Origin of the sequence: Mucilaginibacter ximonensis (genome assembly GCF_042686265.1) — a bacterium.
Lineage (GTDB): Bacteria > Bacteroidota > Bacteroidia > Sphingobacteriales > Sphingobacteriaceae > Mucilaginibacter > Mucilaginibacter ximonensis.
The window spans coordinates 589243-613790 of the sequence record NZ_JBHUPD010000003.1; the positions used below are offsets into that span (position 1 = coordinate 589243).

Genomic DNA, 24548 nt, shown 5'->3' on the forward strand with positions numbered 1-24548 from the left:
CCCTTGGTCGAAATGACAAAAACGTAATTACGGATTAAAAAAAATCCCCGCGTGAAGACACTGGGGATTTTTTTTATCGCTTTAAACAAACTTTATGCTTTCAACGCCTGCTCGGCAAAGTCGCGGCATTTTTTAACCTCGGCAACTGCGTCCGATCCTTTAGGGATGTCGTACTCCAGCTCAATAGTTACCGGAAACTTATATTTTTTGTCTCTTACCGTGTGCAGAATATCTGCTAACGGTGTATCGCCTTGTCCCCATGGCTCATTAGGTCCGTCATGAAATTTGCGGTCTTTCAGGTGCATACTAACAATACGGTCGTGATATTTTTCAATAAATGGAACAGGGCTGCTGCTGGTGCCTGAGGCATAGTGGCCGGCATCCAGGTTAATGCAGTTGTATTTTGACTGGCTTAAAGCGGTATCCCACAGAGTTGGCGTGGCCTGCGTATGCGCGTGATAACCAATTTTAAATTTATGAGCTGTCGCCAGATCGCCCAGGCGTTTGGTTTGCGCGGCATCACCCAGTTCAACAGTCACGTGGCTGGCGCCTAAGGCTTTACCGGCATTAAAGGCGTAGATGATCTCATCGTCAGTGTTATGCGGGTCTAAAGCACTTGGCTTCCAGGCGTAAATGCTCACGCCGGCATCTGCATACATTTTGCGAATCTCTTTAAATTTATCCATTGATACCGTGGCACGCCACTGCGCAACGGCTTTATTGTAGTCTTCGCGCGACTGGCCCTGCTCGTGTTTTGGAATGCCGGCATAAGCTTCGGGAGCGTCGCCCATTAACTCTATAGCATTGATGTTGCAGGCCAGGCAATATTTTAACAGGTCTTCAATAGACGAAGGCATGCTTCTGAATGAGTAAGTTATAGTACCTATCTGTACGCCTGCAATTACTGAATTGGGCTTAGCCTCAGCACGTAAGAGGCGTGATGCAAACGATGTTTTTGATAAAAACATAACCCCTGTTGCGGCAAGTGCGCCGGTGCCCAAAAAGCGGCGCCTGGATATCTGAGAGTTTTCCATAATTATTTTACGGTTTATTGGTTTTTAAACGGTGTTTTCAAATTTAAAAAATTAAAGCAATTTGCATAAGTTGTACTAAAACTGTTACTATAGAAAATATAGATATAAACTTTTGTGTAATGCCAATGTTGCAGAATTTGTTTCCGATAATTAGGTATAAATGGTAGAATTGCCATGGGTTATAACTAAGCGATAATTGATAAAAATTACAATCAAATAGGTCAATCCGCAATAATTAGATCAGTATAAACGCTTGCGACCTGAAGGCGTAAAGGCGGCTTTATCCTGGTAAATTTTGCATAGCAGCGTTTATTTTAAAATATTTGAAGACAAATCAATCCACATCTAATAAATCTATATGAATACCAAAAAGCACAATCTACTTTTTGTTTTACTGCTGACGTTTACCGCCGGATTGGCATCGGCACAAACCAAAACCGGTGGTAACTACTATAACGAAATGAAGTCGTTACAAACCGCTATCGAGAAAAATTTTCATGACAAAAAATCGGGCGAATACTTTGTAGAGCTTGATCCATCAAAACGCGAAAACAAAAATGGTTACCTGCGCGAGTATACTTACCTATGGTCGTACTGTGCCATGTACCAGGCGGCTAATGAAATTGAAAAACTGGAGCCTAAAGCCAACCTGATGGCTCCAATGTTGAAGTTGATGTATGAATATTACAGCCCGGCTCCGCCCGCTGCCGGTTTTACTGACTATATCATGAAGCTAAAACCTGGTGAACGTTACTACGACGACAACGAATGGATAGGCATTGCTGCTTTAGATTCGTACGCGCGCACTAAAAAGAAAAGCGACCTGGCCTTAGGCAAACTGATGTATGATTTCATTATGAGCGGCCATGATCAGGTGTTGGGTGGCGGCATTTACTGGAAAGAAGGCGACCTGAGCTCAAAAAATACCTGCTCAAATGGTCCAGGCGCGTTGGTTGCCCTGCAAATGTATGAGGCAACCAAAAAGAAAGCATATCTGGATACAGCTATTAAAATTCTTAAATGGACGGATGCAAAACTGCAAACCCCTGAGAAATTGTATTGGGACAACATCCGTACTAAAGACGGTAGTGTCAATAAAGGCATTCTGTCATACAACACCGGTACGCCTTTGGAGGCTTATATTTACCTGTACGAGATTACCAAACAGAAAAAATACCTTGACGAGGCTAACGCAATTGCTGATGCTTCGCTGGCTTTCTTTTATGGCGAAGGAAAATTCAGGGATGATTACTGGTTCAATGCGGTATTGCTAAGAGCTTACCAGCATTTATTGAAATTTAATAAAGACACCAAATACATTTTGGGCTTTAAAAAAGCTTTGGATAACACGTTGCAGCACGAGAAGAATGAGCAGGGCCTTTTTACCGGCCGCAATGGCGTGCGTAACCTGGTTGACCAGGGTGGTTTGCTAGAAATACTGGCCCGTTATGCGTGGCTGGAAAAGCACTACGATTTGAAAGGATAATCTATTTCTGATGTTTTGGCATCAAGAACGTAGCGAGAGATCTATACGCTGACCTGACCTTATCCGTGTATAGATTTCTCGTTAAACGAATGGCCGGTTGGGTTTAAAGCTCTTTACTGAACCAGGTGCAGCTCGGTATCCAGCACCCTTGTCTCAAACTCGGTGATTGGATATTTTGCTTCAATTAGTTTCAACAGCATTTCAATGGCTATCTGACCCATTTCAAATGATTTTTGTTTGACATAAGAAATAGACGGCTGCAGTAGGTCCACCACATCTGAATTGGCAAATCCGGCTATGGCTATTTCTTTTGTGTCAAAGCTGAGGTTTTTGAGCGCACGCACACAGCCAATACTTATACGGTCGGCGCTGATAAAAATAGCGTCAGGTTTGTCGGCCATAGTGAGCAGGCCTTTCACCGCATCTTCAACTTCCTGGTAATTGTTGCCGCCCTCGTTGCAGTAACGTATAAAATCCTCGCGGAAAGGCAGACCATAATCAACCAGTGCCTTTTGATAGCCCGAACGACGCTCATTAGTGATAGATAAATGCGAGGCACTGGCCAGCAGAGCTATCTTGCGTTTACCTGCCTTAATCAGGGATTCCGTAGCGTTGTACGCGCCCTTGCGATTATCAGAGGTTACTTTAAAGGTATCGATCTCATCTATCGTACGGTCAAAAAATACCATTGGCATTCCGTCGTCATGTAAGGCTTTTAAAAAGCTGAAATCTGAAGCTTCTGATGATATTGATATCAGCAAACCGTCTACCGATCGTTGTGCCAGGTGATTTATATTAGCCCGTTCACGTTCTGCCGATTCATGACTTTGCGTAATTATTGTAAAATATCCCCGTTCGTGGGCTATTGATTCAATCCCGGCTATAGCCTGCGAAAAAAAGCTGTTAGCCAGCCGGGGTATTACAATACCTATCGAATAGCTGCGCTTGTTTTTAAGGCTCAGGGCAATAGGATTCGATTTATAATTTACCTTTTGGGCATAAGCTACCACCAGCTTTTTAGTTTCTTCACTAATCTCATAACCATCGCGCAAAGCACGCGACACTGTGGAGGGCGACAGGTTAAGCGCGAGGGCAATATCTTTTATAGTGGCGGGTTTATACATATTTGTCGGCTAAGTACAATTATACGGCTAATTCAAGTGAGTGCCATAAAAAAATAAAAACGGTAACGATTGCATAAATTTTTAGTTATCAATTGGCACTATTTTGCCATAAAACGACATAAACATGCCAAGATTGTGTAATATTTTAATGATAAAATACCATTTTTAAGCGCTTATTCTGCTTTCTTTGCTATTACCAATTAAAACCAACCGTACTTAACTATGTCAAAAAACAAATACCTGTTCCCATTAATTTTGGTGACCTCGTTATTTTTTCTTTGGGCGTTCTTGCACAACATCAACCCAATCCTTATCCCTCACTTAAAAAAAGCTTGTCAATTAACTGATACCCAGTCGTCATTTATTGACTCGGCAGTTTACCTGGGCTATTTTCTGATAGCTATACCGGCCGGTTTATTTGTACATAAGTACAGTTATAAAAAAGGTATTATTTTAGGCTTGATATTATATGCTTTGGGCGCGTTGTTATTTATACCGGCAGCTGGCGCGCAAAGTTATGCTTTCTTTCTGGTGGCATTATTTATCATGGCCAGCGGGGCTACTTTTTTAGAGACCGTTGCCAACCCATATATAACTGTTTTGGGCGATAAGGAAACATCGGCACAACGTTTAAACTTTGCGCAATCATTTAATGGTGTAGGGGCTTTCGTGGCGCCGATTGTTGGTGGCCAGGTTATTCTTTCAGGTATTGAACATACGCCTGCGGAAATGAAGGGCATGTCTCCTGCGGCTTTAGCCTCTTATCTACAGTCAGAAGCTGACACCGTTAAAATTCCGTACTTGATTATCGGCGCTGCTGTTATTATATTGATTCTGCTATTTGTATTCAGCCATATTCCTGATGTAAAAGAAGACGATAGCGCGATAGACAGTCACCATGCGCCGGGTACAGACTTTTCAGCAGCTGTGTTAAAGCACAAGCACCTGGCCTGGGCCGTTGTTGCTCAATTTTTCTATGTAGGTGCGCAGGTGGGCGTTGGCAGCTTTTTTATCCGTTATTCGAAATTTGTTGCCGGTATGGCCGAAAAAGAAGCCGCATTTTTATGGGGATCAATAGCTATGGTAGGCTTTATGGTTGGCCGCTTCGCGGGAACTTTCTTTATGAAATTCATCGACCCTGCCAAGCTGTTGACTATTTATGCAGGCATTGCAATTTTGTTGTTGGCCGTGGGCTTAACTGCACATGGTAACGTAGCCTTATATTCAGTAATGGCGGTGCCTTTCTTTATGTCGATCATGTTCCCAACTATATTTGCTTTGGGTATTAAAGGTTTGGGTGAGGAAACCAAAATTGCCTCTTCTTTCCTGGTAATGTCTATCATAGGTGGCGGCATCGCTCCGCTGTTTATGGGGCTGATCTCAGATAAAACAGGTAGCATCCAGATGGCTTATATTGTGCCATTGATCTGCTTTGTAATTATATTGTATTATGGCGTTAAAGGACATAAAGTAGTAAAAGCATAATGGCCAGATATTGTTTAGCGTTAGATTTGGTAGACGACCCGCAGCTGATTGCCGAGTATGAAAAGTATCACGAGTCGATTTGGCCCGAGATACATGAAAGCATTGTAACGGGTGGTGTTACCAATATGGAGATATACCGTGTATTTAATCGGTTATTTATGATTATGGAGACAGATGACGCGACTTTCAGCTTCGATAAAAAAGGGGCAATGGATGCCGCGAACCCAAAAGTGCAGGAGTGGGAGCAACTGATGTGGAAATATCAGCAGGCCTTGCCCGGCTCAAAGCCCGGCGAGAAGTGGGTACTAATGAATAAAATTTTCAATCTATAGAAAATATAATGTTTAGTTTAAAAGATAAAGCAGCAGTAATTACCGGCGGTGGTAGTGGTATTGGCCGGGCTATAGCTGTAAAGTTTGCCGAGGCAGGCGCCAAAGTACATATTATTGAGCTTAATGCTGACGCCGCAGCCGATACCGTACATGAAATAACCCAGGCCGGTGGCCAGGCCGAAGCCCATAGCTGTAACGTAAGCAACCAGCAGCAGGTGCTCGATGTTTATAATAAAATAGGCGACATCGATATCCTGGTAAATAATGCCGGCATTGCGCACATCGGCGAAGCCACAACTACCAGCGAGGCCGATTTTGACCGCATAGTAAGCGTAAATATTAAAGGCGTTTACAACTCACTGTTCGCGGCTATTCCGTTAATGAAACAAAAAGGCAAAGGCGTTATACTTAACATGGCATCTATAGCGGCAACGGTAGGTATCCCTGATCGCTTTGCTTATTCCATGAGCAAGGGTGCAGTTTATTCTATGACACTGTCGGTAGCGAAAGACTATCTGGCCGATAACATCCGTTGTAACAGCATATCGCCTGCAAGGGTGCATACCCCTTTTGTAGATGGCTTTATTGCCAAGAATTATGCAGGTAAAGAAGAAGAAATCTTCGATAAACTATCAAAAAGCCAACCCATAGGCCGCATGGGCAAGCCCGAGGAAGTAGCCGCACTGGCGCTATATTTATGCAGTGACGAAGCCGGTTTTGTTACCGGCTGTGACTATCTGCTGGATGGTGGCTTTGTGAAGTTGAATAATTAAAAAAAAACAATACCGTCATGCCGAACTTGTTTCGGCATCCCAATCGCTAAACAGACGATCTGTCTGTCCTGTGGGATGCTGAAACAAGTTCAGCATGACCTAATTTATATAATATGAAACTAATCAGACACGGCGCACTGGGTAAAGAAAAAACCGGCGTCATTATTAACGATATTAAATACGATACCTCCGCTTTTGGCGAGGACTATAACGAAGCTTTTTTTGAGAACGATGGCCTGAACAGACTAAAGAAGTTTTTGGCCGATAATGAAGGGAAACTAACAAAGGTAGCCGATGGCGAACGTTTAGGCAGTCCTGTTGCCCGACCATCGAAAATCCTTTGTATTGGTTTGAATTATGCCGACCACGCGCGGGAAACCAATGCACAGGTACCTGCCGAGCCGGTTTTGTTCATGAAATCGACCACAGCGCTGGTTGGCCCGAATGACGATGTGATCATTCCGCGCGATTCGGTTAAGACGGATTGGGAGGTTGAATTGGCTGTAGTGATTGGTAAGAAAGCAAGCTATGTAGAAGAATCAGAAGCTTTAGATTATGTTGCTGGTTATGCTTTACACAACGACGTATCTGAACGCGAGTTCCAGATAGAGCGTGGCGGCACTTGGGACAAGGGTAAAGGTTGCGATACCTTTGCGCCGGTTGGTCCGTTTATGGCTACGCCCGATGAATTAGGCGATATTAATAACCTGCGCCTGTGGCTAAAGGTTAACGGTAAAACTATGCAGGATGGTAATACCTCAAATTTTATCTTCAATGTGCCTTTTGTGATTGCTTACGTGAGTAAGTTTATGACCCTGTTGCCCGGCGACATCATCTCAACCGGCACGCCCGCGGGGGTTGGCCTTGGTTTTAAGCCGCCAATTTATCTGAAAGCCGGCGACGTAATGGAACTGGGTATTGACGGTTTGGGCGAGTCGAGACAGGAGTTAAAAGCTTATGCAAAGAATTGATTCGCACCAGCATTTCTGGAACTATGATCCGGTAACTCATGGCTGGATCAGTGACGATATGGAGATCATCCGGCAGGATTTTTTACCTGATGATCTGGAACCGATATTACAGGAGTATGGTTTTGCCGGATGTGTTTCAGTACAAGCAGATCAGTCAGAAACGGAGAACCATTTTTTGCTGGAGCACGCTATCAATAAAAGCTTCATAAAAGGTATTGTAGGTTGGGTTGATTTTAAATCGGCAAATATTGACGATCGGCTGAATTATTACCGGCAGTTCGACAAAATGAAAGGCTTTCGCCACATATTGCAGGGTGAAGCTGACAGGGCTTACATGCTTAATGCTGATTTTAAACGCGGTATCAGCAAGTTGAAACAGTTTGGTTATACATATGATATTTTGATCTATACTGATCAGCTAGCATACGCCAACGAGTTTGCAGCAGCATTTCCTGATCAGCCATTCGTGATCGACCATCTGGCGAAGCCGAAAATAAAAGAGCATGATATTGACCAATGGGCAAAAGACATGCGTACGATCGCCCAAAATCAAAACGTAAGCTGCAAGCTATCGGGTATGGTAACCGAAGCCGACTGGAAAAACTGGAAGCCTGAAGATTTTACCCCATATATGGATGTGGTATTCGAAGCTTTTGGCGCTGACAGAGTAATGTATGGGTCTGACTGGCCGGTTTGTCGCGTGGCGGCAACTTACGGTGAGCAGCTATCAATATATGAGGATTATGTGGCTAAACTATCAGCCGATGAGCAGGCCAAGTTTTGGGGTAGGAATGCGGTTAAGTTTTATGGGTTGTAAATAGAATTTTTTGTCATTCTGAGCGTAGCGAAGAATCTTATGCGCTTTGATAAGATTCTTCGCTACGCTCAGAATGACAGCTTTTTAAAAGAGAAGACAATAACAAAATCAAAATATGGACTTACAGTTAAAAAATAAAGTGGTAATAGTGACCGGCGGTGCAAAGGGCATTGGCGAGGGTATTGTGAACGTGCTGGCTAACGAAGGTGCTATACCCGTGATAGTAGGCCGTAGCGAAAAGGATAATTTAAAAACAGTTGAAAGCCTTGCAGCTCGCGGCCTGCAATGCTTTCAGGTACAGGCTGAGTTGACCGATCCGGCCGAATGTGAAAAAGCAATAAATGCAGTTATAGAAAAATTTGGCCGTATTGAAGGTCTGATTAACAATGCCGGCGTGAATGACGGTGTAGGATTAGAGAAAGGCAATTACGACGACTTTGTACGCAGCCTGCATCGTAACGTAACGCATTACTACCTGATGGCAAAATTTGCCTTGCCTGAGCTAAAGAAATCAAAAGGTAACATCGTTAACATAGGCTCAAAAGTAGCCGAAACCGGTCAGGGCAATACTTCTGCCTATGCAGCGGCAAACGGCGGGCGTAACGCGCTTACGCGCGAATGGGCAGTTGAGCTGTTGCCGTATGGCATACGGGTTAACGCAGTAATTGTAGCTGAGTGCTGGACGCCACTTTACGAAGCCTATATAGCCGGTATGGAAGACCCTGAGGCTAAATTGAAAGATATTGTAAAAAATATCCCCCTGGGTCACCGCATGACCACTGCCGAAGAAATCGCCAATATGGTAGTCTTCCTGCTTTCTGAGGCGTCAAGCCATACTACCGGCCAGCTGGTACATGTGGATGGTGGTTATACGCATTTGGATAGGGTGATAGAGTAGTTAAACAGCTAACCAACTTGTCATTCTGAGCGAGAGCGAAGAATCTTATGCGCTTTGCCAGCCGCTTCGATAAGATTCTTCGCTCTCGCTCAGAATGACAAATGATTTATGTGAGGCGTTGTATATAAGTTTCAATTTGATTTCTTCCCCACCACTCATAGTTTCGCGATAACCCATACAACCTATGTTCAAATTTGTCCTCATCGGCTTCCTGTTTACTTTTTGCGCGTTATCAGGTATCGCCCAAAACAAGACGATTAATCCCGGCGCTGTTTGGCCCGACGACCGTGGGCAGCATATACAAGCGCATGGTGGCGGCATTATTAAAATTAAAGACACTTATTATTGGTATGGCGAAGAGCGGGCTCAGGGGCTTGATCCGCATTATCGTTACGTTAGCTGCTATTCGTCAAGGGATCTAACCAATTGGAAGTTTCGTGGTGATGTGGTTAAAATGTCTGATCCTGAAAATTTAGGCGAAGGTTGGATATTGGAGCGCCCTAAAGTTTATTACAATAAGCTCACCAAAAAATACGTGATGTATTTTCATCTGGATACCCGTAATTACCAGTACGCGAGGGTAGGCATAGCGGTGAGCGACAAGCCTGATGGCAATTATACGTTTGTAAAGAGTTTTCGACCATTAGATCATCAAAGTCGCGACATCGGTCAGTTTATTGATGATGATGGTAGCGCATACCTGATATTTGAGGATAGGGCGCTTGGTTTTCATATTGTAAAACTGGCCGACGATTATATGAGCGTCGCTAAAGAAATGAGCCTGGTGAATATGCCTTTAGAGGGTGGCGCTGTAGTACATTACAAAGGTTTATACTATGCCATAGGCTCTGCGCTAACCGGCTGGGCTCCTAACCCAAACAAATATGCTACCGCTACATCGTTAGCAGGGCCCTGGAGCGAATTTAAAGACATTGCACCGCCTGAAACAAAAACCTACCATTCGCAATCAACCATGATGCTGAAGGTTGTGGGTACCAAAGATACTACAGTAATTTTTATGGCCGACCAATGGAAACCCAACGCGCAATGGGATTCAAGATACCTGTGGATGCCGCTGGAAATAGGAGAGGGCAAGCTATGGCTCAATGAGCCAAAACCCTGGAAGATAAATGTAAAGACAGGGGAACATAAGATTGCAGAAAAGCTATAATAATCAACATCCAGTCATGCCGAACTTGTTTCGGCATCCCACTCACTAAGCGGGCATACAGCCTGTCCTGTGGGATGCTGAAACAAGTTCAGCATGACGGTCTTTTTTACACGCCCCTTGTTATTCTCCCTGTCAATCATAGCTTTGCAATAACCAATACGCAAACCTATGTTCAGATTAATCGCTGCCTGTTTTCTGCTATGTGTTAATTTATCAGCAATTGCACAAGCTAAGAAGCCCGCTGGTCGCCTCGACGTCTGTGTTTATGGCGGCACATCGGCGGGTGTAATTGCCGCATATACCGCAGCCAGGATGGGCAAGAGCGTTGTGCTAATTGAGCCGGGCTATAGATTGGGTGGCCTTTCAAGTGGCGGACTGGGTTTTACAGATATCGGCAATAAATATGTCGTAACCGGGCTGGCGCGCGATTTTTATCGCCATATAGGCCAACATTACGGAAAATTTGAACAATGGACCTTTGAACCGAAAGTAGCTGAAGCTGTTTTCCTGGATTACGTTAAGCGCGGCAATTTTAAGGTAATTTACGATGCCCGCCTGCGTAATGTAAAAAAGTCGGATAATCATATCTTAAGCATTGAGTTGGAAAAGTCCTCGAATCCATCGGCACACACACAAACCATAAAAGCTAAGCAATTTATTGATTGCAGTTATGAAGGCGATTTAATGGCAAAAGCCGGCGTGAGCTACACAACCGGCCGTGAGGCCAATTCAGTTTATAATGAAACGGTAGATGGTGTGCAGTTAAAAGATCAGCATCAGTTCCCTAATGGCATCGATCCATATAAAATTCCGGGTAAGCCGGAGAGCGGTTTGCTTTGGGGTATCAACAATGAAACATTGGCGCCTATCGGCAGCGGCGATAAAAAGATACAGGCTTATAATTTCAGATTGTGTTTAACTAATGATGCGGCTAATACGATCGAGATTACGCGACCTGCTAATTATGACTCTACGCGTTATGAGTTATTGTTGAGATATCTGCAGGCTAAACCGGCTAAAGATTGGAGCGCGTATCTGAAACCCGACATGATGCCTAACCATAAAACAGACATCAATAATAACGGTCCGTTTAGTACAGATATGATTGGGATGAACTATGCCTATCCAGATGGTGATTATGCTACCCGCGCGGTTATTATTAAAGCACACGAGGATTATACCAAAGGCTTTCTCTATTTTATTGGTCATGATCCGCGCATGCCAGAGCACTTGCGTGCGCAGGCGCTTAAGTGGGGTTATCCGAAAGATGAATATGTAAATTCAAATCATTTCACACCGCAGTTGTACGTCCGAGAAGCGCGAAGAATGATTGGAGCCTATGTGATGACCGAGGCCAACTGCCTGCGAAAAGAAGTTGTAGAAGATAAAATAGCTATGGGCGCTTATAACATGGACTCGCACAATGCCGAACGCCTGGTGGTAAACGGGATGGTGAAAAATGAAGGCGATGTACAGCTTCGCGGAATAAATCCGTACCCCATTGCTTATCGTTCAATTACACCTAAGGTTACGGAGTGTGGCAATTTGCTGGTACCGGTTTGTTTATCGGCCAGCCATATGGCTTATGGTTCTATCCGAATGGAGCCCGTATTTATGGTTTTAGGGCAATCGGCTGCGGTGGCGGCTTGCCAGGCTATTGATGAGGGTGTCGATGTACAAAACATCGATGTTAAACAATTACAGACCGAGTTGACCGGTAATCCGCTGGTTGATCATAGCACGCCTGAGATTTTGGTGGATAACGATGACGCAGATAATGTGATCAAAACCGGTCAGTGGATAAGGCAGACCACCGGTGGTTACGGGCCGTCGTTATTTATCGATACTGCCAAAAGCTCTGCTGCCGAAGTTAAATTCATCCCGCAGATAAAAGAGGCAGGTAAATACCAGGTATACGTGTACTATCCAAGGGTGTCGCACGGCTCGAATGTCACACAAATTACTTTATTTGATGGCCAAAACATTTCAAATAAAACCATTGAAAAAAATAAAGTACAAGTGGTAGGGCAAACATCGGGTGAGTGGGTATCTATGGGAACGATGCAGGTCCCAGTTGGTAAAAAAGCCTATGTCTCGGTCTCTGATAAAGGTGCCGATGGTGTGGTGGTTGCTGATGCCGTACTTTTTATACCGCAGCGGTAACCCTTACTAAATCTAAACAGCCTGTTTATTGTTAATTTAATATGGACGATTTACAAAGATTTATTGACGCGCAGGAAAGCAGTTATGCCGATGCGCTTGCCGAAATAAAACACGGCCGTAAACGCAGCCATTGGATGTGGTTTATTTTTCCGCAACTGCAGGGTTTAGGTTTTAGCGAGATGTCAAAGCGCTATGCCATCAAAAATCTGGACGAGGCAGAGGCTTATATCAATCATCCCATTTTGGGCCAGCGACTGATTGAAATATGTGCAGAACTACTTAGTCTGGAGACTAATAGTGCTTACCAGGTCTTCGGCTCGCCTGACGATCTGAAATTGCGGTCGTCCATGACTTTATTTGCCTCGTTGCCTGATGCTTACCCGGTTTTCAAATCGGTGCTTGATAAGTTTTTTGAGGGTGCTATGGATAAGGCTACTTTACATCTGTTAGGAGAGATATAGTTTGAATCTGGAAAAGCCGGAACTATTTAAATGTTTACATAAATTTACCTTAGCTGGTCTTTCGGCATTATGTCTGAAGTAACAAGCAACCCGTATATGCCTTTATTCGTAACAATGATAAATTTGGCCTGCACTTAACCGAACCATTATGAAAAGAATTATTATCTGTTTAGCCGTACTATTTTGTACCGGCTTTTTAACCTCAAAAGCGCAAGATCTGACTATACCGCAGCCAAGTACGCCACAAACTATTATTCAGGGTTTTGGGTTGGGCCAAATAACACTCACTTATTCACGCCCCAATGTAAAAGGCCGCAAAATTTTTGGTTATATGGAGCCTTATGGAAAAGTTTGGCGCATGGGCGCCAACTGGGCCACTACCATAAAGCTTACTGACGATGTAACTATTGAGGGTAAAAGCGTCGCTGCCGGCGAGTACGCGTTGTTTAGTATACCCGGTGAAAAGGAGTGGGTTTTTATCTTAAACAAAGCTGCTAAGCAATGGGGTGCATATACTTATAAAGAAAGCGATGATGTCATCCGGTTTACAGTACCGGTTAAAACTACATCTGCCATTACCGAGACTTTAACGTTTAATTTTGAAAATGCTACGCCAACTGATTGCTTCCTGCAGCTTAATTGGGAGCATATACATACCGGTTTGCACTTAAATACAGATGTAGATGCAAAAGTAATGGCTAATATTGACCGCGCCATGCAAAGCGAAAAAAAGCCTTACTACTTTGCAGCTATTTATTACTACAATAACAACCACGATCTGAAAAAAGCCCTGGAGTGGATGCAAATTCAGGATAAAGCACAACCCAACTCTGATAACTTGAAATATTGGATTGCCCGTATTAAATTGAAAATGGGTGACAAAAAAGGCGCGATAGCCTCAGCTACTGAAGGCCTTAAGCTGGCAACCCAAAGCAACGATACCGAATATAGCCGCATGAACAGGGAAGTATTAGCAGACGCTTCAAAATAAATTTGATTTAGTTTTAGTTTGAAAAAGAAAGGCACTTTAATAAGAGGTGCCTTTTGTATTTTACAAATTAGGCAGCAAATAATAGAGCAGTAATAAACTGCTCATAATAATCCCGATTGTCAATACAAGCAGCAGTTTTGATTTTGGATAAAATGTTTGCGAGAGCAATTGCTTCTCAATGCGCTGATAGCGCAGATACCCAATTAAGGCAGTCAAAGCGCCTATGGCAACCATCCCCATTCCAATTAGTCCGGAAAATCCCCGGGCCGCAATAACGGGGTGCCCTGTAACAACCAGTGATAACTGGCGCACAAAAAGCGAAAATTTGACTACCACAAAGCCAAAGCCCATCAGCGCAATGGCGGTTCTTATCCAGGCCAGGAAAGTACGTTCATTAGCCAGGTGGTCGCTGGCGCTGATCTTTGGTTTATGGTTTTCCTCCAATGTTGTTACTTTTTGTTCTGTTTGGCAAAGTGCGCGCGGGCCTGCTTTAAGCCGGTGGCGATAGCCTCGCCTTCGTTGCCGGTTGTTTTTAAAACTTCGTTAGCTATTTCGGTTGCCTTATCACGGATGCGTTTAGGTTGGTTTTTGTATGATGGCGGGTAATCGCCGTTGTGCCATGGCATAATGTTGTCTCCTTTCTGCTTATAATAAATGCGTTAAGGCTATGTGTTGTTTTAGATGTCTTTATTTTTTTCTGATCGCACTGATCTCGCCATTTCGTTCAATGTATACGTGATCTATTTCGCGCAGGTCTTCAGTAAGCGATTGTCGTCTGATACCCTGCATGACGTCTTCGCGGCAGATCTGCACACGCTTCATGTTATCCTCAAGAAACTTACTATCCTTATAAATCAAAATTTTATCGCCTTCTACAAAACGGCTAAAGCGTGGATTTCTGGCAATAAACCAGCCCAAAGTTCGGTGCAGGGTCACTACAATGAGACAGGTAATAACAACCGGCAAAAATGGCGAGGCGCCAACTACAGCCCTGCTTAACACAGCGCCCAGTAATATAGAAACGATATTATCAACCGGTGTCCGCAAACCGAATGACCGACGCCCGGAAATACGAATTAAGATCAGAGCCAGGACAAAAATAATTACACCGCGGATGGTCATTTCCGAAATATCCAATCGCTCTTTAGTACCAAACCAAAAGTCATAAGAAAATGATATCATAGCACTTAAATTGTTGTCGATAATTAACAACAACCCGGGGTTGTATTTTGTGTGATTAGAATGCAATAAGAACTTTAATCTGGTAGGGCTAATACAGGTCGACTAAAAATTAGATGATGTGTCTGAAAGTAATTTTCTTTAAAGTTAATAACGGCATGGTAGCGTCTGTTTTGTATATCTGAAAAAATATCAGCTAAATCTTCAAACCCGGCTATGGCCGGGTTTGAAGATTTAGATAGATGAAAATTAAAATTTGTAAGAGACAGACAGGCGATAATTGCGCGGAGGATCTGCCTGCCAGTAATAAGCTTTAAGGTAGCTGTAGTATGAACCGCTGTAGGTATACTTGTCAAGTATATTAAATACGTTAGCAGTTATACGCATTTTAGTGCCTTCCCAAAACAAGCCGCCATCCATTTTAAAGTAGTTTGGCAAATGCTGCAAGCCCACGCTCCAGGTATCGGTTTGCCGGCCACCCAGGTACGTGCCGCCTAATGATACACCTGTACCTTTTAAATCGCCGCTTAAAACCTTGTAGGTTAACCAGGCATTGGCCACATGTTTAGCATAGCCGGGCACCACATCGCCCACTTTGATACCCAGGCTATCTGTAACGCCCGGATTTACTTTGCTAACCTTTGAATCGGTATAAGCGTAGTTAGCTGTAACATCCAAACCTGGAGCCAGCTCGCCACGCAGATCAAACTCCAAACCTTGGGCTCTTTTTTGTCCAAATACAATGCTATATCCGCTATTCATATGATATGGGTCGGCAGAAAGCTCATTGTTTTTTAGAATACGGTATACCGCTACAGTAGTATTCCATTTACCATCGGCCCAGTCTTTTTTCAGGCCAAACTCGGTGTTGCTACCCGTTAAAGGCTGTAATTTACCCACGCTTACTTTGCCGGCTTGCGGTAAGAAAGTTTGATCATGCAACCCATAAACCGCTGTCTCATCGTCTATGGATACACTTAACCCAACACGCGGTGTAAAGTGATTGGCCGATATCGGCGTACCATAGTCTGACATATTTACGTTGGTGTACCGCCCCGCCAGGGTTAACCTAATTTTGTTATCTAAGAAACCCAGTTCGTCCTGAACATAAAAACTTGAATAGCGCGAGTTAATAATGCCAAACCCTGCTTCGGCTAATTGTTCCAGACTTTTATTGGTGGTAAAATCGCCATAGCCGTTTGAAGGGGCTGTTGGTGGCGCTAACGGATTATACGGCTTTGAACCAGTATCCAGCGAATGAGAACGCGAATAGTCTGCCAGGTATCGCTTGTCGGCCATATCAATACCTGCAAGTATTTTATGAACTACATTACCGGTGCTAATTTTTCCATTTAAAAATATTTGCCCTAAAGACATGGTACTTTTAGCAACCCACGGGCCCGAATTACGATAGTAAGTGCCATCTGTATTCACTGAATCGGCCCACGATGATGTACCCGTTTGCCCATAATTATATTGGGCAGCCTGCGCGGTTAACTTCCAGTTGTCTGACAGTTGATGCTGTAAGTTTATGGTGAAGCTATTGTCATTAATAATTGTCGGCGGCAAACCGGCAGCCAGCGGACTGGTATTTCTTGGCAAGGTTGCATAGCCTGTGCGGCTAAACAGGTAATATGAACCTAAATCAGACATTTTAGCGCGCTGATACACATATTCGCCGGTAATTTTGGTTTTGTCGTCCAACTGGTAAGACAGCACCGGGGCCACAACATAACGATCATTATATTCACTGCCCCGGAAAGAACCTTTGTTTTGTGCAGCCAGATTTAAACGATACAATAGCTTACCGTCTTTGCTCAGCTTGCCATCCAGGTCAAGCATAGCCCGGTTAAGGTTAAAGCTGCCGGTGGTATAGCTAAACTCGCCTTTGGTTTGACCGGTAGGCTTTTTGGTTACTACATTGTATAAACCACTTGGGTCGCCGTTTGAAAGCATGAAACCTGCCGGGCCTTTGACAAATTCGATATGGTCGACAAAACTCATATCCTCTGTAAGCGGGCCCCAATATGAGCTTACTACGTTAAAACCGTTGCGGAATGCCTGCACCTGCGACCCGCGCATCGTAATATTGGTATAAAGGTCGGCCCAGTGTTCTAAACGTACAGCGCCGCTTACATTACGTATTAATCCATCGCTCATGCTAATAATTTGCTGCTGTTTAAGCGCTTCAGCCGAAATTACCTGTATGTTTTGCGGTACCTCTATCAGCGGCTCCTGCAAGCGCAGCGATTGCGAAGGATTATCCATTTTGATGCCGTTGTTTCGGGCGTTGATTTTTACTTCTTCCAACTGGGCGTTGTTGATATCAAGCACAAAGTTGGCAACAGCATTTTGGCCCCCAATAATGGTCACCATCTTTTCTTGTGCAACAATGTTTACAGCAGTAACGCTTACAGTGTAGGTGCCCGGCACTATATGATTAATGCTGAAGTGGCCCTTATCGGTAGTTGAAGCGCCATATGATGTGCCCTTAAGCAACACCGATACATAAGCAACCGGTTCGCCGCTTGAGGTAGTAATTGTACCACTTAAACTGCCATGCTGCTGGGCAAATGTGGTTGAAATGGAGAGAAGTGTAAGGAAAAGTAGTATGATTTTTTTCATCTTTAATTAGATTAATTCTAAACAGTGGCAAAGTAAAGTCAAAAAAACTTACAAGGCAAATATTTTTTAGAATAATTCTAAATAACATAATATATGTCTGTAATTCAATTTGTTACATTGTTATTATTTGCTGGATTTCTTTTTGGTTTCGTCTGTTAGATACTTGTTGTAGCTTTACAAACACTTGATATTTTTAATCAGATAAAAGACTATTCCAAAAATGACTGAAGAGATAAATACGTTGCTTGATAAGCTGAAAGGCGGATTGCTATCATTTAAAGATGTAATTGAATTTATAGAGGCGCATTACCAACATACGCCCACTGCCTTTAAAAATGGCGAAGCCTTTAATGAAGCCACTCAAAACCAGGGGAGCGCCAAAGTATTTGCATTTGCGAAACTGAATAACCTGAGTAAAGATGATACTTTACACCTTTTTGCCGAGCACTACAAGGCAGTCCTGGATACACCGGAAGGCACCGATCACCAAAACATTCGCCAGTTTATGGCTCATGGCTGGGAGGGGATTGTTTTTGAAGGGCGGGCTTTAATAGCCAGGTAATTTTATGCCCCGGATCATTTTTATTTTAACGCCTTAGCACTTACATTTGGCTATGCGATTTTTGTCTGTCGTTTTAATGGCCTGCATTATTTTCCTGTCCTCATTTGGGGCCATGGTCAAGCCCGCGCAGCCTGAAATGGCCGACTGTTGTAAAAAGATGGCTAAAATGGTTTGTCGCGAAAAGCCAACCAGGCAAAAAAATAATCATGACGACTGCGGCCAGCCCGGTTGCGCTGTTATGCTTTCATGCAGTATCTGCGGATTTGTGGTGTGCGATATTTTAACTGTTGGCCCTTTGCAGGGTCATTTAATTCAGAAACCGGTTGCTCATTATATTACCGGCAATCTTGCCACTTATCAACCCGACAACTGGAAGCCACCCAAACGTTGTTAAATGATGAAACGAACCTTGCCTTATCCGCATAAAATAAAATCATTTAACACTTAAAAATACTTAAAATGAAAAAAATAATGTTAAGCATGCTGGCAATTGCTTTTGCCGCAACAACTGTAATGGCCGGCGGTACAACACCTGCTAAACCTAAAGTTAAAGCAAAGCAGGCTACCTGTACCAAATGCTCAAAGACACAGAAATGTGGTAAACAATGCGCAAACACCTGCGATAAAAAGGATGTATGCTGTAAATAAGCATTTGCCGTAAAGCAAAAAGCCCCTGAATTTTCAGGGGCTTTTTTTGTTAATTATCATTCAAAGGTTTCTCTCTCTCTTCGTTCGAATTACTTTCCTGGTTAGTTATTTCTTTACCACTTTATTCATCTCATAACTATCCTTCATCACGGCGTCATTGATCTCCTTAACGCGTTGCGGATCCATCTTTTCAACAGCCCGGTCATAAGTAAGCAGTCCGTTTACTTCGTGCTCCACGTCGGTAGTTTGGGTGTAAATGGCTACGCTGAGTCCGTGGTATTTCATGAGCTGGTCCACCTGCTGCAGCAGTAGCGTGTAACGGTCGGTGAGGGCGGCTTTGGTTGGCTGGTAGTCGTACGCATCATTTTCAACGGGCCACATGTGGCCCATCACAAACAAGCCCACGCCGCCAAATTCGCCCAGTGAGGCTGCACGGATCTTATCGGGTTTTGAGGCTCCGTTGGGGCCAATGTAGATATGCGTGTCAACGTAGTCGCCGTTTTTAGGGTCGCCGTAAGCTTTTTGATAGCCGGGGTTATTGTTAAAGCCCGAGTTGCCATTAACCAATCTTGAAGGGTCATATTTTTTTACCCAGTCGGTAATCTCCTTTACATCAAAAGCGCCCCAGTTTTCGTTAAACGGCACCCAGGTAATAATGGATGGGGAGTTATAATGATCATCCATTATTGCCTTCAGTTCTTTACGAAACATGCTGCGATGGCGCAGGGTATCTTCATTTTGATACCAGGCGGCAGGCATATCCTGCCAAACAAAAAGGCCCAGTTTATCGCACCAGTAATAAAAACGCTGCGGCTCGGTTTTCATGTGTTTGCGGATGAGGTTAAAGCCTGCCTTTTTGGTGAACTCTATATCAAATTTCATGGCTTCCTCGGTTGGTTCGGTCAGCACGCCATCGGGCCAGTAGCCCTGATCAAGCAGCCCCAGCTGCATGATGAACTTGCCATTTATTAGCGGCCGGTTTACGCCGTTTAGTTTGCCCAGTTTAATGTCGCGCATGCCAAAATAGCTCTTTACCTCGTCGGCCACGCTGCCATTGGCATTGTAAAGTGTCAGCTTCAAATCGTACAGAAACGGGCTATCGGGCGACCATAATTCAGGTTTATCAATCGGGATGTAAAATGATGTACCGGTTGCCGACTTAGCCTCACCGGCAACTTTTTTGCCATTTAATGCAACCGCAGTCACCTGGCCATTGCCATTGCTGTTCACCAGAACTTTTAGCCTGTGGCCGTCAACATCGGGCAGTAAGCGAATATTTTTAATATAGGTTGCGCTAACAGGCTCCATCCAAACGGTTTGCCAAATGCCTGACGAAAAGGTATAATCGCCACGTGGCCCATTTTTACCTAAGGGGGTAGTACCGTCGTTAAGATCGTGGGCCGCAACAATCAGCGTGTTTGTGCCTTTGCCCAGGAAAGCCGTAATATCAAAGCTGAAAGAATCATAGCCACCGGCATGTGTACCTACTTTTTTGCCATTGACAAATATGGTGGCATCATGATCTACCGCGCCGAAGTTGAGCATAACATGTTTACCTTTCCAACCTGACGGCACCTCAAAGGTGCGGCGGTACCACATATTGATTTCCTGTGCACGCTCAATACCCGAAAGGTAAGACTCAGGGCAATAGGGTACCAATATTTTTTCGTTGCCGTTAAAAGCAGCAGCAGTCTCAGGATGTGATGCATCAGGCGCATCTTTGCCACCCCGATAGTCCCATTTCCCGTTCAGGCATAGCCAGTTGTCGCGCTCCAGTTGAGGGCGGGGGTATTCTGATAGCGGAGTTTCGGCATGTTTGGCAGCCTCGGTCCATGCCGTTGGCAATTTAGCCTCTTGTGCGCGGCTACTCAAGTATGAAAACAACAGAATGAAAGGCAGAATGGCTTTTTGGCTAAAATTCATGGGTATGGTTTATAGTTTTTATTGAATTTGCGGGCTTAAGATAATCAAAATCTTTTTTTGCTGTTAAAGCAAGATTTAAAACAAGACATACAAGGCTTGGCTGTTGTACTTGTAATAATGGCTTATCCCGGACTATCGCAGATCCCGAGCCCCACTTTTTATACAATAGGAGAAGCTTAGTTTTTTTGGATGATTTTGTTAATAGCTTCCACTTGCTTGCTTAGCAGGTTTATTTGTTGTTGTTGTATTTTGGCGTTTTCTTCTTGTTGTTTCAATTGTTTGTCCTTTTCAATCAGGTACAGCGTCAACTCTTCTACTTTTTTAACCAATACTTTGTTGATCTCGCCCAGATTTTGGCCATCCGCGGCAATTTCCTTTTCAGAGGGCATATCTGGCAGGTGTTTATTTTTGTCGATATAAGCCTTTAAGTCTGATAAATTGGGTAATGTATATTGTGAAGCGAAAACATAATCAGGCCAGTTTGCGGTCTCTATTTTTATTTGCCTGGCGCGGATATTGCCATTTACAGATAACATCTCATCACGTGCGGTGGTGGTTCCAATAAGTATTTTCCCGCTAAAAGAATTTTTGGTACCATTAAAGAAAGAATCGCCGGAATTAATATATAAGGCGTAAGGACTAGTTATGATTGTATTGGCGCCAGGGCTTGGTGCACCGGCTATATACATTGTTGCTGCTGTGGTATACGTTACGGGGCTTCCAGAAGTTCCGTTAGAAGCTGTTAAGGCATGAGGCCCTAAGGTAAATTGCGTTGTTGTAATCCCTGAAACTGTTGCACCTGTTGCTGTAGAATTATCAATAGCTGTTCCTGAAACAAATAACATAGGTGAAATTGAACCCCACGCAGAAGCCGAGGCACTCCCAACTTGTAACTTAGCTATTGGAGTTGTTGTTGCAACTCCCAAATTTCCTCCTATATAGTTTGCAGCATTGCCAGCCATATATAAATTCCACCTGCCTGTGCCTGCCGGAATGTTTCCCAAAAAGCCGTAATTATTTGCGGCGCCTATAAGCGAGTTTGTCGCAGTAAAGCCGGCTTGGGTTGTTATACTTGAACCAGTACCTATAGTAGATTGGCTTGCGCTGTAATGGTATAAGTTAGTTAAATTGAAATTTGAAGATGCGGTGCCAGGTGCTGTTAAAAAAAGATAAGCTGTGCTAACGTCGGGTTGTATGACATTTGTAGAATAAACACCGTATGCTGATGAGCTACCGGTCAGAATTTTACCTAAGTATAAATTTATATTGCTTTGCGTAGTAACACCCTGGCTCATGTTACCTCCAATTTGCACATACCCGTTAGTTAGGCTTCTTATAGCATAATTATGTACGCTGGTATAACCTAATCCTGTAACTGTAATGCTAAAGCCACTTCCGGCTCCAATACTATCAAATGAAGCCGCTGCACTTAATACATCACCAACAGTGTATCCGGTACCATTTGTAGTAACACCTGTAGAAGTCACTGCTCCACCAGATACTGTTATACTAGCTAAAGCGCCAGAACCAGTACCACCAGTTAGAGGTACGTTTGTGTAAGTACCATTAGCATAACCTGACCCTCCAGTTAAGGAGCCAAAATTTAAGATTCCTGTTCCAGAATTAGTAAATGTTGGACTTATGTCCAATGCTACTTGGCTTGAACCATTGCTTGTTGCACCTAATGATTGTGCCAGATAAGCGCCTCTGGTTACGCCGGCTGCGGTGATGCCAGCTAATGTAACATACAAGGGGGCGGTACTTGTATTTGTTGTACCAATAGACAATTGCCCCGCCAGATAGTTATTGGCAGTGCCGGGCATGTATAAATTCCATCTTCCGGTACCTGCGGGGATACTACCGTAAAAGCCAAAATTGTTTGTTGCTCCCACCATGGTACTGCTGACAGTAAATCCATATTGATTAGTTACAGTCGAGCCAGCGCCAAAGGTGCCCTGACTGGAGAGATAGTGGTATAAGTTTGGCAATGTGAATGAAGCTGCTGCTGTTGACGCCCCGGTTACAAAATATGTGCCGGTGGTAGTAACATCTGATTGTATAACACCCGCTCCATATAAACCATATGCTGTTGACGCCCCTGTCATCGCTAAGCTATTGTATAATCCGGTCGCTATTTGAATTCCTCCCAGCCCTAAGTGTCCGCCACTTGGCTTAAAAAGTAAATTACCTGCAGAGCTGGTGGTAAATGTCGAATAATGTGTTGAATCATAAGCTAACCGCAACTGTTCCGTAGTTGATAAAATATGCGTTTTTACGGCCGGAGTGTAGGTGCCAATACCCACGTTACCACTTGGGGGGAAATTGTTTGTTTGAGCGAATGCACAATGGCCTATAAATACAACAGCCACTAAGGAGATTGCTTTTTTCATTGTCGATAAGGTTTTGATACCCCTAAGATAACTAATGCTTAGTCAGAAAAAAAGTCTCTAAGATTATTTTGGCAGCTTTAATTAACATATCAACTTGCTTGTTTCCCTTTAAAGAACTACAACCATTTTACAAAGTACGCTCCGGTATTGATAAATAACGAAATCCATGACAATCACTGTGAGCATGTTTCATACTAACTGTTTCACTCTAATAGCGTCAAAAAGTCAAAAAAAACATAAGTTATTCGTTTACAGTAAAATGTGTTGTTTACTTAAATGTTTAGTACTGTTTCAAAGTGTTTCACTGAAATTTGTTAAATTATTGATTTTTAATATATTAATTGAAAATGCTGTTTCAAAGTGTTTCATATTTAGTGAAACACCCAATAGCCGTTCATCAGGGTATAAAATAAAAAGTCCGCCCTGTTTAAAGGCGGACTTTTTATTGAATTAATCTTGTAGATGTTATTGTCCCACCGATACCGGATTAACTTTACGGATCCCTTTTTCAACCAGCATAGCGCCGATCTGGTTCACCATATTAACCGAGGCTTCAATTTCATCTTTACGGATAGCAACGCTTTCAATATTAAAGCCGAAAGGTATACCACGAGCCGAGCATAACGCCGTTAGCTCGGCAGCTATATTCATACATACATTAACTGATTTTTCGAGCATATTTTCAGAAGCCTTTAGCTCTTCTTTTAAACTATGCGGAATATGAATACCCAGCCATTCCATAAAAGTCAATGTCTTGGTCGATCCGCAGGCGGTAAGCGTAAATATAATAGTCGGAAACTGCTTGTTTTCCCTCACACAGGTATTCCCTAAATCTTCAATAACGCGTTTGGCATATTCGATATCAAAAACGCATTGCGAAATAAAATAAGAGACGCCGCAGGCCATTTTGTCCAATATGCGCTGGTCTTCATCTTTTAAAACCGCATGCCTTTCGGGGATGGTTACAGCACCTATTGCCGATGTGTTTTTGTGCTTGCTCCAAAGTTGATAAGCTTCAGGCAAAGTGGTTTTTACCGGGAAATCGGGCGCAGGCACACCTACAAATACAGGGTAAAAGTTAAGTTTATGCAAATCTTCCAGCCAGTCAGAAAGTTCATCTTTAGAGAACTTGCCCGCCGGGCGATAAATGATCTTCGGCACTTTAAGGTCCTGCAAATGCTGGCTGGCAAACTCAAATGGGTCCAAAGCCTTTAAAAAAGGGAATGGGCGCTCTTCTGAAGTGCGGGCGGCTTCATCCTGCACATCATAAACTATAAGCGCGTCGATATCTAAAGGAATAAGCCTGGCTATGGTTCTTTCGGCTATTTCAGCAACCCGCTCCGGGCTTGTTTCTGACTTAGGCGGCGTAATGCCATATATTAAAATGCCGGATTCGCCCGACTGGATCTTATTTAAGAACATAAATATTAAAACTTTCCCGGAAGCTCAGCGCTCCCAATATCTTCTCATTAATGGTTGATGGTGTAAAATTATATAAATAAAAGCTGCGGGCAA

General features: G+C 43.5%; 23 protein-coding genes. 14 read left to right on the top strand and 9 right to left on the bottom strand.

Going from position 1 to position 24548, the window contains the following annotated elements:
* Positions 1-92: 92 nt before the first annotated feature.
* On the bottom strand, positions 93-1034 hold the full coding sequence (locus tag ACFS5N_RS16655) for a sugar phosphate isomerase/epimerase family protein (RefSeq protein ID WP_377188156.1): 942 nt from the start codon (positions 1032-1034) through the stop codon (positions 93-95).
* 358 nt (positions 1035-1392) lie between these two features.
* Here ACFS5N_RS16655 and ACFS5N_RS16660 point away from each other — a divergent pair, with 358 nt between their 5' ends.
* The gene (locus ACFS5N_RS16660) at positions 1393-2520 is read left to right on the top strand and encodes a glycoside hydrolase family 76 protein (RefSeq protein WP_377188159.1); all 1128 of its coding nucleotides are present in this window, start codon (positions 1393-1395) and stop codon (positions 2518-2520) included.
* Between the two features lie 113 nt (positions 2521-2633).
* On the opposite strand, the gene ACFS5N_RS16665 is transcribed toward ACFS5N_RS16660, so the two are convergent.
* Positions 2634-3644, bottom strand: a complete 1011-nt coding sequence (locus tag ACFS5N_RS16665) for a LacI family DNA-binding transcriptional regulator (protein ID WP_377188162.1) — start codon at positions 3642-3644, stop codon at positions 2634-2636.
* Between the two features lie 222 nt (positions 3645-3866).
* Here ACFS5N_RS16665 and fucP point away from each other — a divergent pair, with 222 nt between their 5' ends.
* The 10 genes from fucP (at position 3867) to ACFS5N_RS16715 (ending at position 13706) form a co-directional block, all read left to right on the top strand.
* Positions 3867-5129, top strand: coding sequence for an L-fucose:H+ symporter permease (fucP, locus tag ACFS5N_RS16670; RefSeq protein WP_377188164.1), 1263 nt, complete (start codon positions 3867-3869; stop codon positions 5127-5129).
* Positions 5129-5461, top strand: a complete 333-nt coding sequence (locus ACFS5N_RS16675; protein ID WP_377188166.1) for an L-rhamnose mutarotase — start codon at positions 5129-5131, stop codon at positions 5459-5461. The genes fucP and ACFS5N_RS16675 overlap by 1 nt, the downstream gene beginning before the upstream one ends.
* Before the next feature lie 8 nt (positions 5462-5469).
* Positions 5470-6234, top strand: coding sequence for an SDR family NAD(P)-dependent oxidoreductase (locus ACFS5N_RS16680; RefSeq protein ID WP_377188168.1), 765 nt, complete (start codon positions 5470-5472; stop codon positions 6232-6234).
* Between the two features lie 113 nt (positions 6235-6347).
* Entirely contained in the window at positions 6348-7205 is an 858-nt protein-coding gene (locus ACFS5N_RS16685) for a fumarylacetoacetate hydrolase family protein (RefSeq protein WP_377188172.1), read from the top strand.
* Positions 7192-8022, top strand: coding sequence for an amidohydrolase family protein (locus tag ACFS5N_RS16690; RefSeq protein WP_377188175.1), 831 nt, complete (start codon positions 7192-7194; stop codon positions 8020-8022). Before ACFS5N_RS16685 ends, ACFS5N_RS16690 begins: the two co-directional genes overlap by 14 nt.
* 115 nt (positions 8023-8137) lie before the next feature.
* A complete protein-coding gene (locus ACFS5N_RS16695) occupies positions 8138-8920 on the top strand; it encodes an SDR family oxidoreductase (RefSeq protein WP_377188178.1) in 783 nt (260 codons plus the stop codon).
* Between the two features lie 184 nt (positions 8921-9104).
* On the top strand, positions 9105-10091 hold the full coding sequence (locus tag ACFS5N_RS16700) for a family 43 glycosylhydrolase (protein WP_377188181.1): 987 nt from the start codon (positions 9105-9107) through the stop codon (positions 10089-10091).
* A gap of 168 nt (positions 10092-10259) precedes the next feature.
* Positions 10260-12254, top strand: coding sequence for an FAD-dependent oxidoreductase (locus ACFS5N_RS16705; protein WP_377188184.1), 1995 nt, complete (start codon positions 10260-10262; stop codon positions 12252-12254).
* A 41-nt stretch (positions 12255-12295) separates the two neighbouring features.
* A complete protein-coding gene (locus tag ACFS5N_RS16710; RefSeq protein ID WP_377188187.1) occupies positions 12296-12715 on the top strand; it encodes a DUF1810 domain-containing protein in 420 nt (139 codons plus the stop codon).
* A 148-nt stretch (positions 12716-12863) separates the two neighbouring features.
* Entirely contained in the window at positions 12864-13706 is an 843-nt protein-coding gene (locus ACFS5N_RS16715; RefSeq protein ID WP_377188190.1) for a DUF2911 domain-containing protein, read from the top strand.
* Positions 13707-13766: 60 nt separating this feature from the next.
* On the opposite strand, the gene ACFS5N_RS16720 is transcribed toward ACFS5N_RS16715, so the two are convergent.
* The 4 genes from ACFS5N_RS16720 to ACFS5N_RS16735 all read right to left on the bottom strand — a co-directional run bounded on the left by ACFS5N_RS16720 (position 13767) and on the right by ACFS5N_RS16735 (position 17510).
* A complete protein-coding gene (locus ACFS5N_RS16720) occupies positions 13767-14150 on the bottom strand; it encodes a YidH family protein (protein WP_377188193.1) in 384 nt (127 codons plus the stop codon).
* A 5-nt stretch (positions 14151-14155) separates the two neighbouring features.
* Entirely contained in the window at positions 14156-14332 is a 177-nt protein-coding gene (locus ACFS5N_RS16725; protein WP_377188196.1) for a hypothetical protein, read from the bottom strand.
* Positions 14333-14393: 61 nt separating this feature from the next.
* Positions 14394-14888, bottom strand: a complete 495-nt coding sequence (locus ACFS5N_RS16730; RefSeq protein WP_377188199.1) for a DUF421 domain-containing protein — start codon at positions 14886-14888, stop codon at positions 14394-14396.
* Between the two features lie 246 nt (positions 14889-15134).
* Positions 15135-17510 carry a TonB-dependent siderophore receptor gene (locus ACFS5N_RS16735; protein WP_377188202.1) on the bottom strand — a complete coding sequence of 792 codons (2376 nt, stop codon included), beginning with the start codon at positions 17508-17510 and terminating at the stop codon, positions 15135-15137.
* Between the two features lie 220 nt (positions 17511-17730).
* Here ACFS5N_RS16735 and ACFS5N_RS16740 point away from each other — a divergent pair, with 220 nt between their 5' ends.
* The 3 genes from ACFS5N_RS16740 (at position 17731) to ACFS5N_RS16750 (ending at position 18720) form a co-directional block, all read left to right on the top strand.
* Positions 17731-18072 carry a HopJ type III effector protein gene (locus tag ACFS5N_RS16740; RefSeq protein WP_377188205.1) on the top strand — a complete coding sequence of 114 codons (342 nt, stop codon included), beginning with the start codon at positions 17731-17733 and terminating at the stop codon, positions 18070-18072.
* A gap of 76 nt (positions 18073-18148) precedes the next feature.
* Positions 18149-18466: a hypothetical protein gene (locus ACFS5N_RS16745; RefSeq protein ID WP_377188208.1), complete on the top strand. Its 318-nt coding sequence runs from the start codon at positions 18149-18151 to the stop codon at positions 18464-18466.
* 65 nt (positions 18467-18531) lie between these two features.
* A complete protein-coding gene (locus ACFS5N_RS16750; RefSeq protein ID WP_377188211.1) occupies positions 18532-18720 on the top strand; it encodes a hypothetical protein in 189 nt (62 codons plus the stop codon).
* A 105-nt stretch (positions 18721-18825) separates the two neighbouring features.
* On the opposite strand, the gene ACFS5N_RS16755 is transcribed toward ACFS5N_RS16750, so the two are convergent.
* From ACFS5N_RS16755 to ACFS5N_RS16765, 3 genes are all read right to left on the bottom strand, one after another.
* Positions 18826-20643: a glycoside hydrolase family 2 protein gene (locus tag ACFS5N_RS16755; protein WP_377188214.1), complete on the bottom strand. Its 1818-nt coding sequence runs from the start codon at positions 20641-20643 to the stop codon at positions 18826-18828.
* 176 nt (positions 20644-20819) lie between these two features.
* Entirely contained in the window at positions 20820-23033 is a 2214-nt protein-coding gene (locus tag ACFS5N_RS16760; RefSeq protein WP_377188217.1) for a beta strand repeat-containing protein, read from the bottom strand.
* Positions 23034-23498: 465 nt separating this feature from the next.
* The gene (locus ACFS5N_RS16765) at positions 23499-24455 is read right to left on the bottom strand and encodes a methylenetetrahydrofolate reductase (RefSeq protein ID WP_377188220.1); all 957 of its coding nucleotides are present in this window, start codon (positions 24453-24455) and stop codon (positions 23499-23501) included.
* Between the last annotated feature and the right edge of the window lie 93 nt (positions 24456-24548).

Excerpts from the sequence above, each read along its gene's own strand:
- ACFS5N_RS16715 (WP_377188190.1), top strand. The coding sequence starts at position 12,864 with ATGAAAAGAATTATTATCTGTTTAGCCGTACTATTTTGTACCGGCTTT.
- ACFS5N_RS16710 (WP_377188187.1), top strand. The coding sequence starts at position 12,296 with ATGGACGATTTACAAAGATTTATTGACGCGCAGGAAAGCAGTTATGCC.
- ACFS5N_RS16760 (WP_377188217.1), bottom strand. The coding sequence starts at position 23,033 with ATGAAAAAAGCAATCTCCTTAGTGGCTGTTGTATTTATAGGCCATTGT.
- ACFS5N_RS16725 (WP_377188196.1), bottom strand. The coding sequence starts at position 14,332 with ATGCCATGGCACAACGGCGATTACCCGCCATCATACAAAAACCAACCT.
- ACFS5N_RS16700 (WP_377188181.1), top strand. The coding sequence starts at position 9,105 with ATGTTCAAATTTGTCCTCATCGGCTTCCTGTTTACTTTTTGCGCGTTA.
- ACFS5N_RS16730 (WP_377188199.1), bottom strand. The coding sequence starts at position 14,888 with ATGATATCATTTTCTTATGACTTTTGGTTTGGTACTAAAGAGCGATTG.
- ACFS5N_RS16695 (WP_377188178.1), top strand. The coding sequence starts at position 8,138 with ATGGACTTACAGTTAAAAAATAAAGTGGTAATAGTGACCGGCGGTGCA.
- ACFS5N_RS16675 (WP_377188166.1), top strand. The coding sequence starts at position 5,129 with ATGGCCAGATATTGTTTAGCGTTAGATTTGGTAGACGACCCGCAGCTG.
- ACFS5N_RS16685 (WP_377188172.1), top strand. The coding sequence starts at position 6,348 with ATGAAACTAATCAGACACGGCGCACTGGGTAAAGAAAAAACCGGCGTC.
- fucP (WP_377188164.1), top strand. The coding sequence starts at position 3,867 with ATGTCAAAAAACAAATACCTGTTCCCATTAATTTTGGTGACCTCGTTA.
- ACFS5N_RS16705 (WP_377188184.1), top strand. The coding sequence starts at position 10,260 with ATGTTCAGATTAATCGCTGCCTGTTTTCTGCTATGTGTTAATTTATCA.
- ACFS5N_RS16655 (WP_377188156.1), bottom strand. The coding sequence starts at position 1,034 with ATGGAAAACTCTCAGATATCCAGGCGCCGCTTTTTGGGCACCGGCGCA.
- ACFS5N_RS16750 (WP_377188211.1), top strand. The coding sequence starts at position 18,532 with ATGAAAAAAATAATGTTAAGCATGCTGGCAATTGCTTTTGCCGCAACA.
- ACFS5N_RS16740 (WP_377188205.1), top strand. The coding sequence starts at position 17,731 with ATGACTGAAGAGATAAATACGTTGCTTGATAAGCTGAAAGGCGGATTG.
- ACFS5N_RS16765 (WP_377188220.1), bottom strand. The coding sequence starts at position 24,455 with ATGTTCTTAAATAAGATCCAGTCGGGCGAATCCGGCATTTTAATATAT.
- ACFS5N_RS16680 (WP_377188168.1), top strand. The coding sequence starts at position 5,470 with ATGTTTAGTTTAAAAGATAAAGCAGCAGTAATTACCGGCGGTGGTAGT.
- ACFS5N_RS16660 (WP_377188159.1), top strand. The coding sequence starts at position 1,393 with ATGAATACCAAAAAGCACAATCTACTTTTTGTTTTACTGCTGACGTTT.
- ACFS5N_RS16690 (WP_377188175.1), top strand. The coding sequence starts at position 7,192 with ATGCAAAGAATTGATTCGCACCAGCATTTCTGGAACTATGATCCGGTA.
- ACFS5N_RS16735 (WP_377188202.1), bottom strand. The coding sequence starts at position 17,510 with ATGAAAAAAATCATACTACTTTTCCTTACACTTCTCTCCATTTCAACC.
- ACFS5N_RS16745 (WP_377188208.1), top strand. The coding sequence starts at position 18,149 with ATGGCCTGCATTATTTTCCTGTCCTCATTTGGGGCCATGGTCAAGCCC.
- ACFS5N_RS16665 (WP_377188162.1), bottom strand. The coding sequence starts at position 3,644 with ATGTATAAACCCGCCACTATAAAAGATATTGCCCTCGCGCTTAACCTG.
- ACFS5N_RS16755 (WP_377188214.1), bottom strand. The coding sequence starts at position 20,643 with ATGAATTTTAGCCAAAAAGCCATTCTGCCTTTCATTCTGTTGTTTTCA.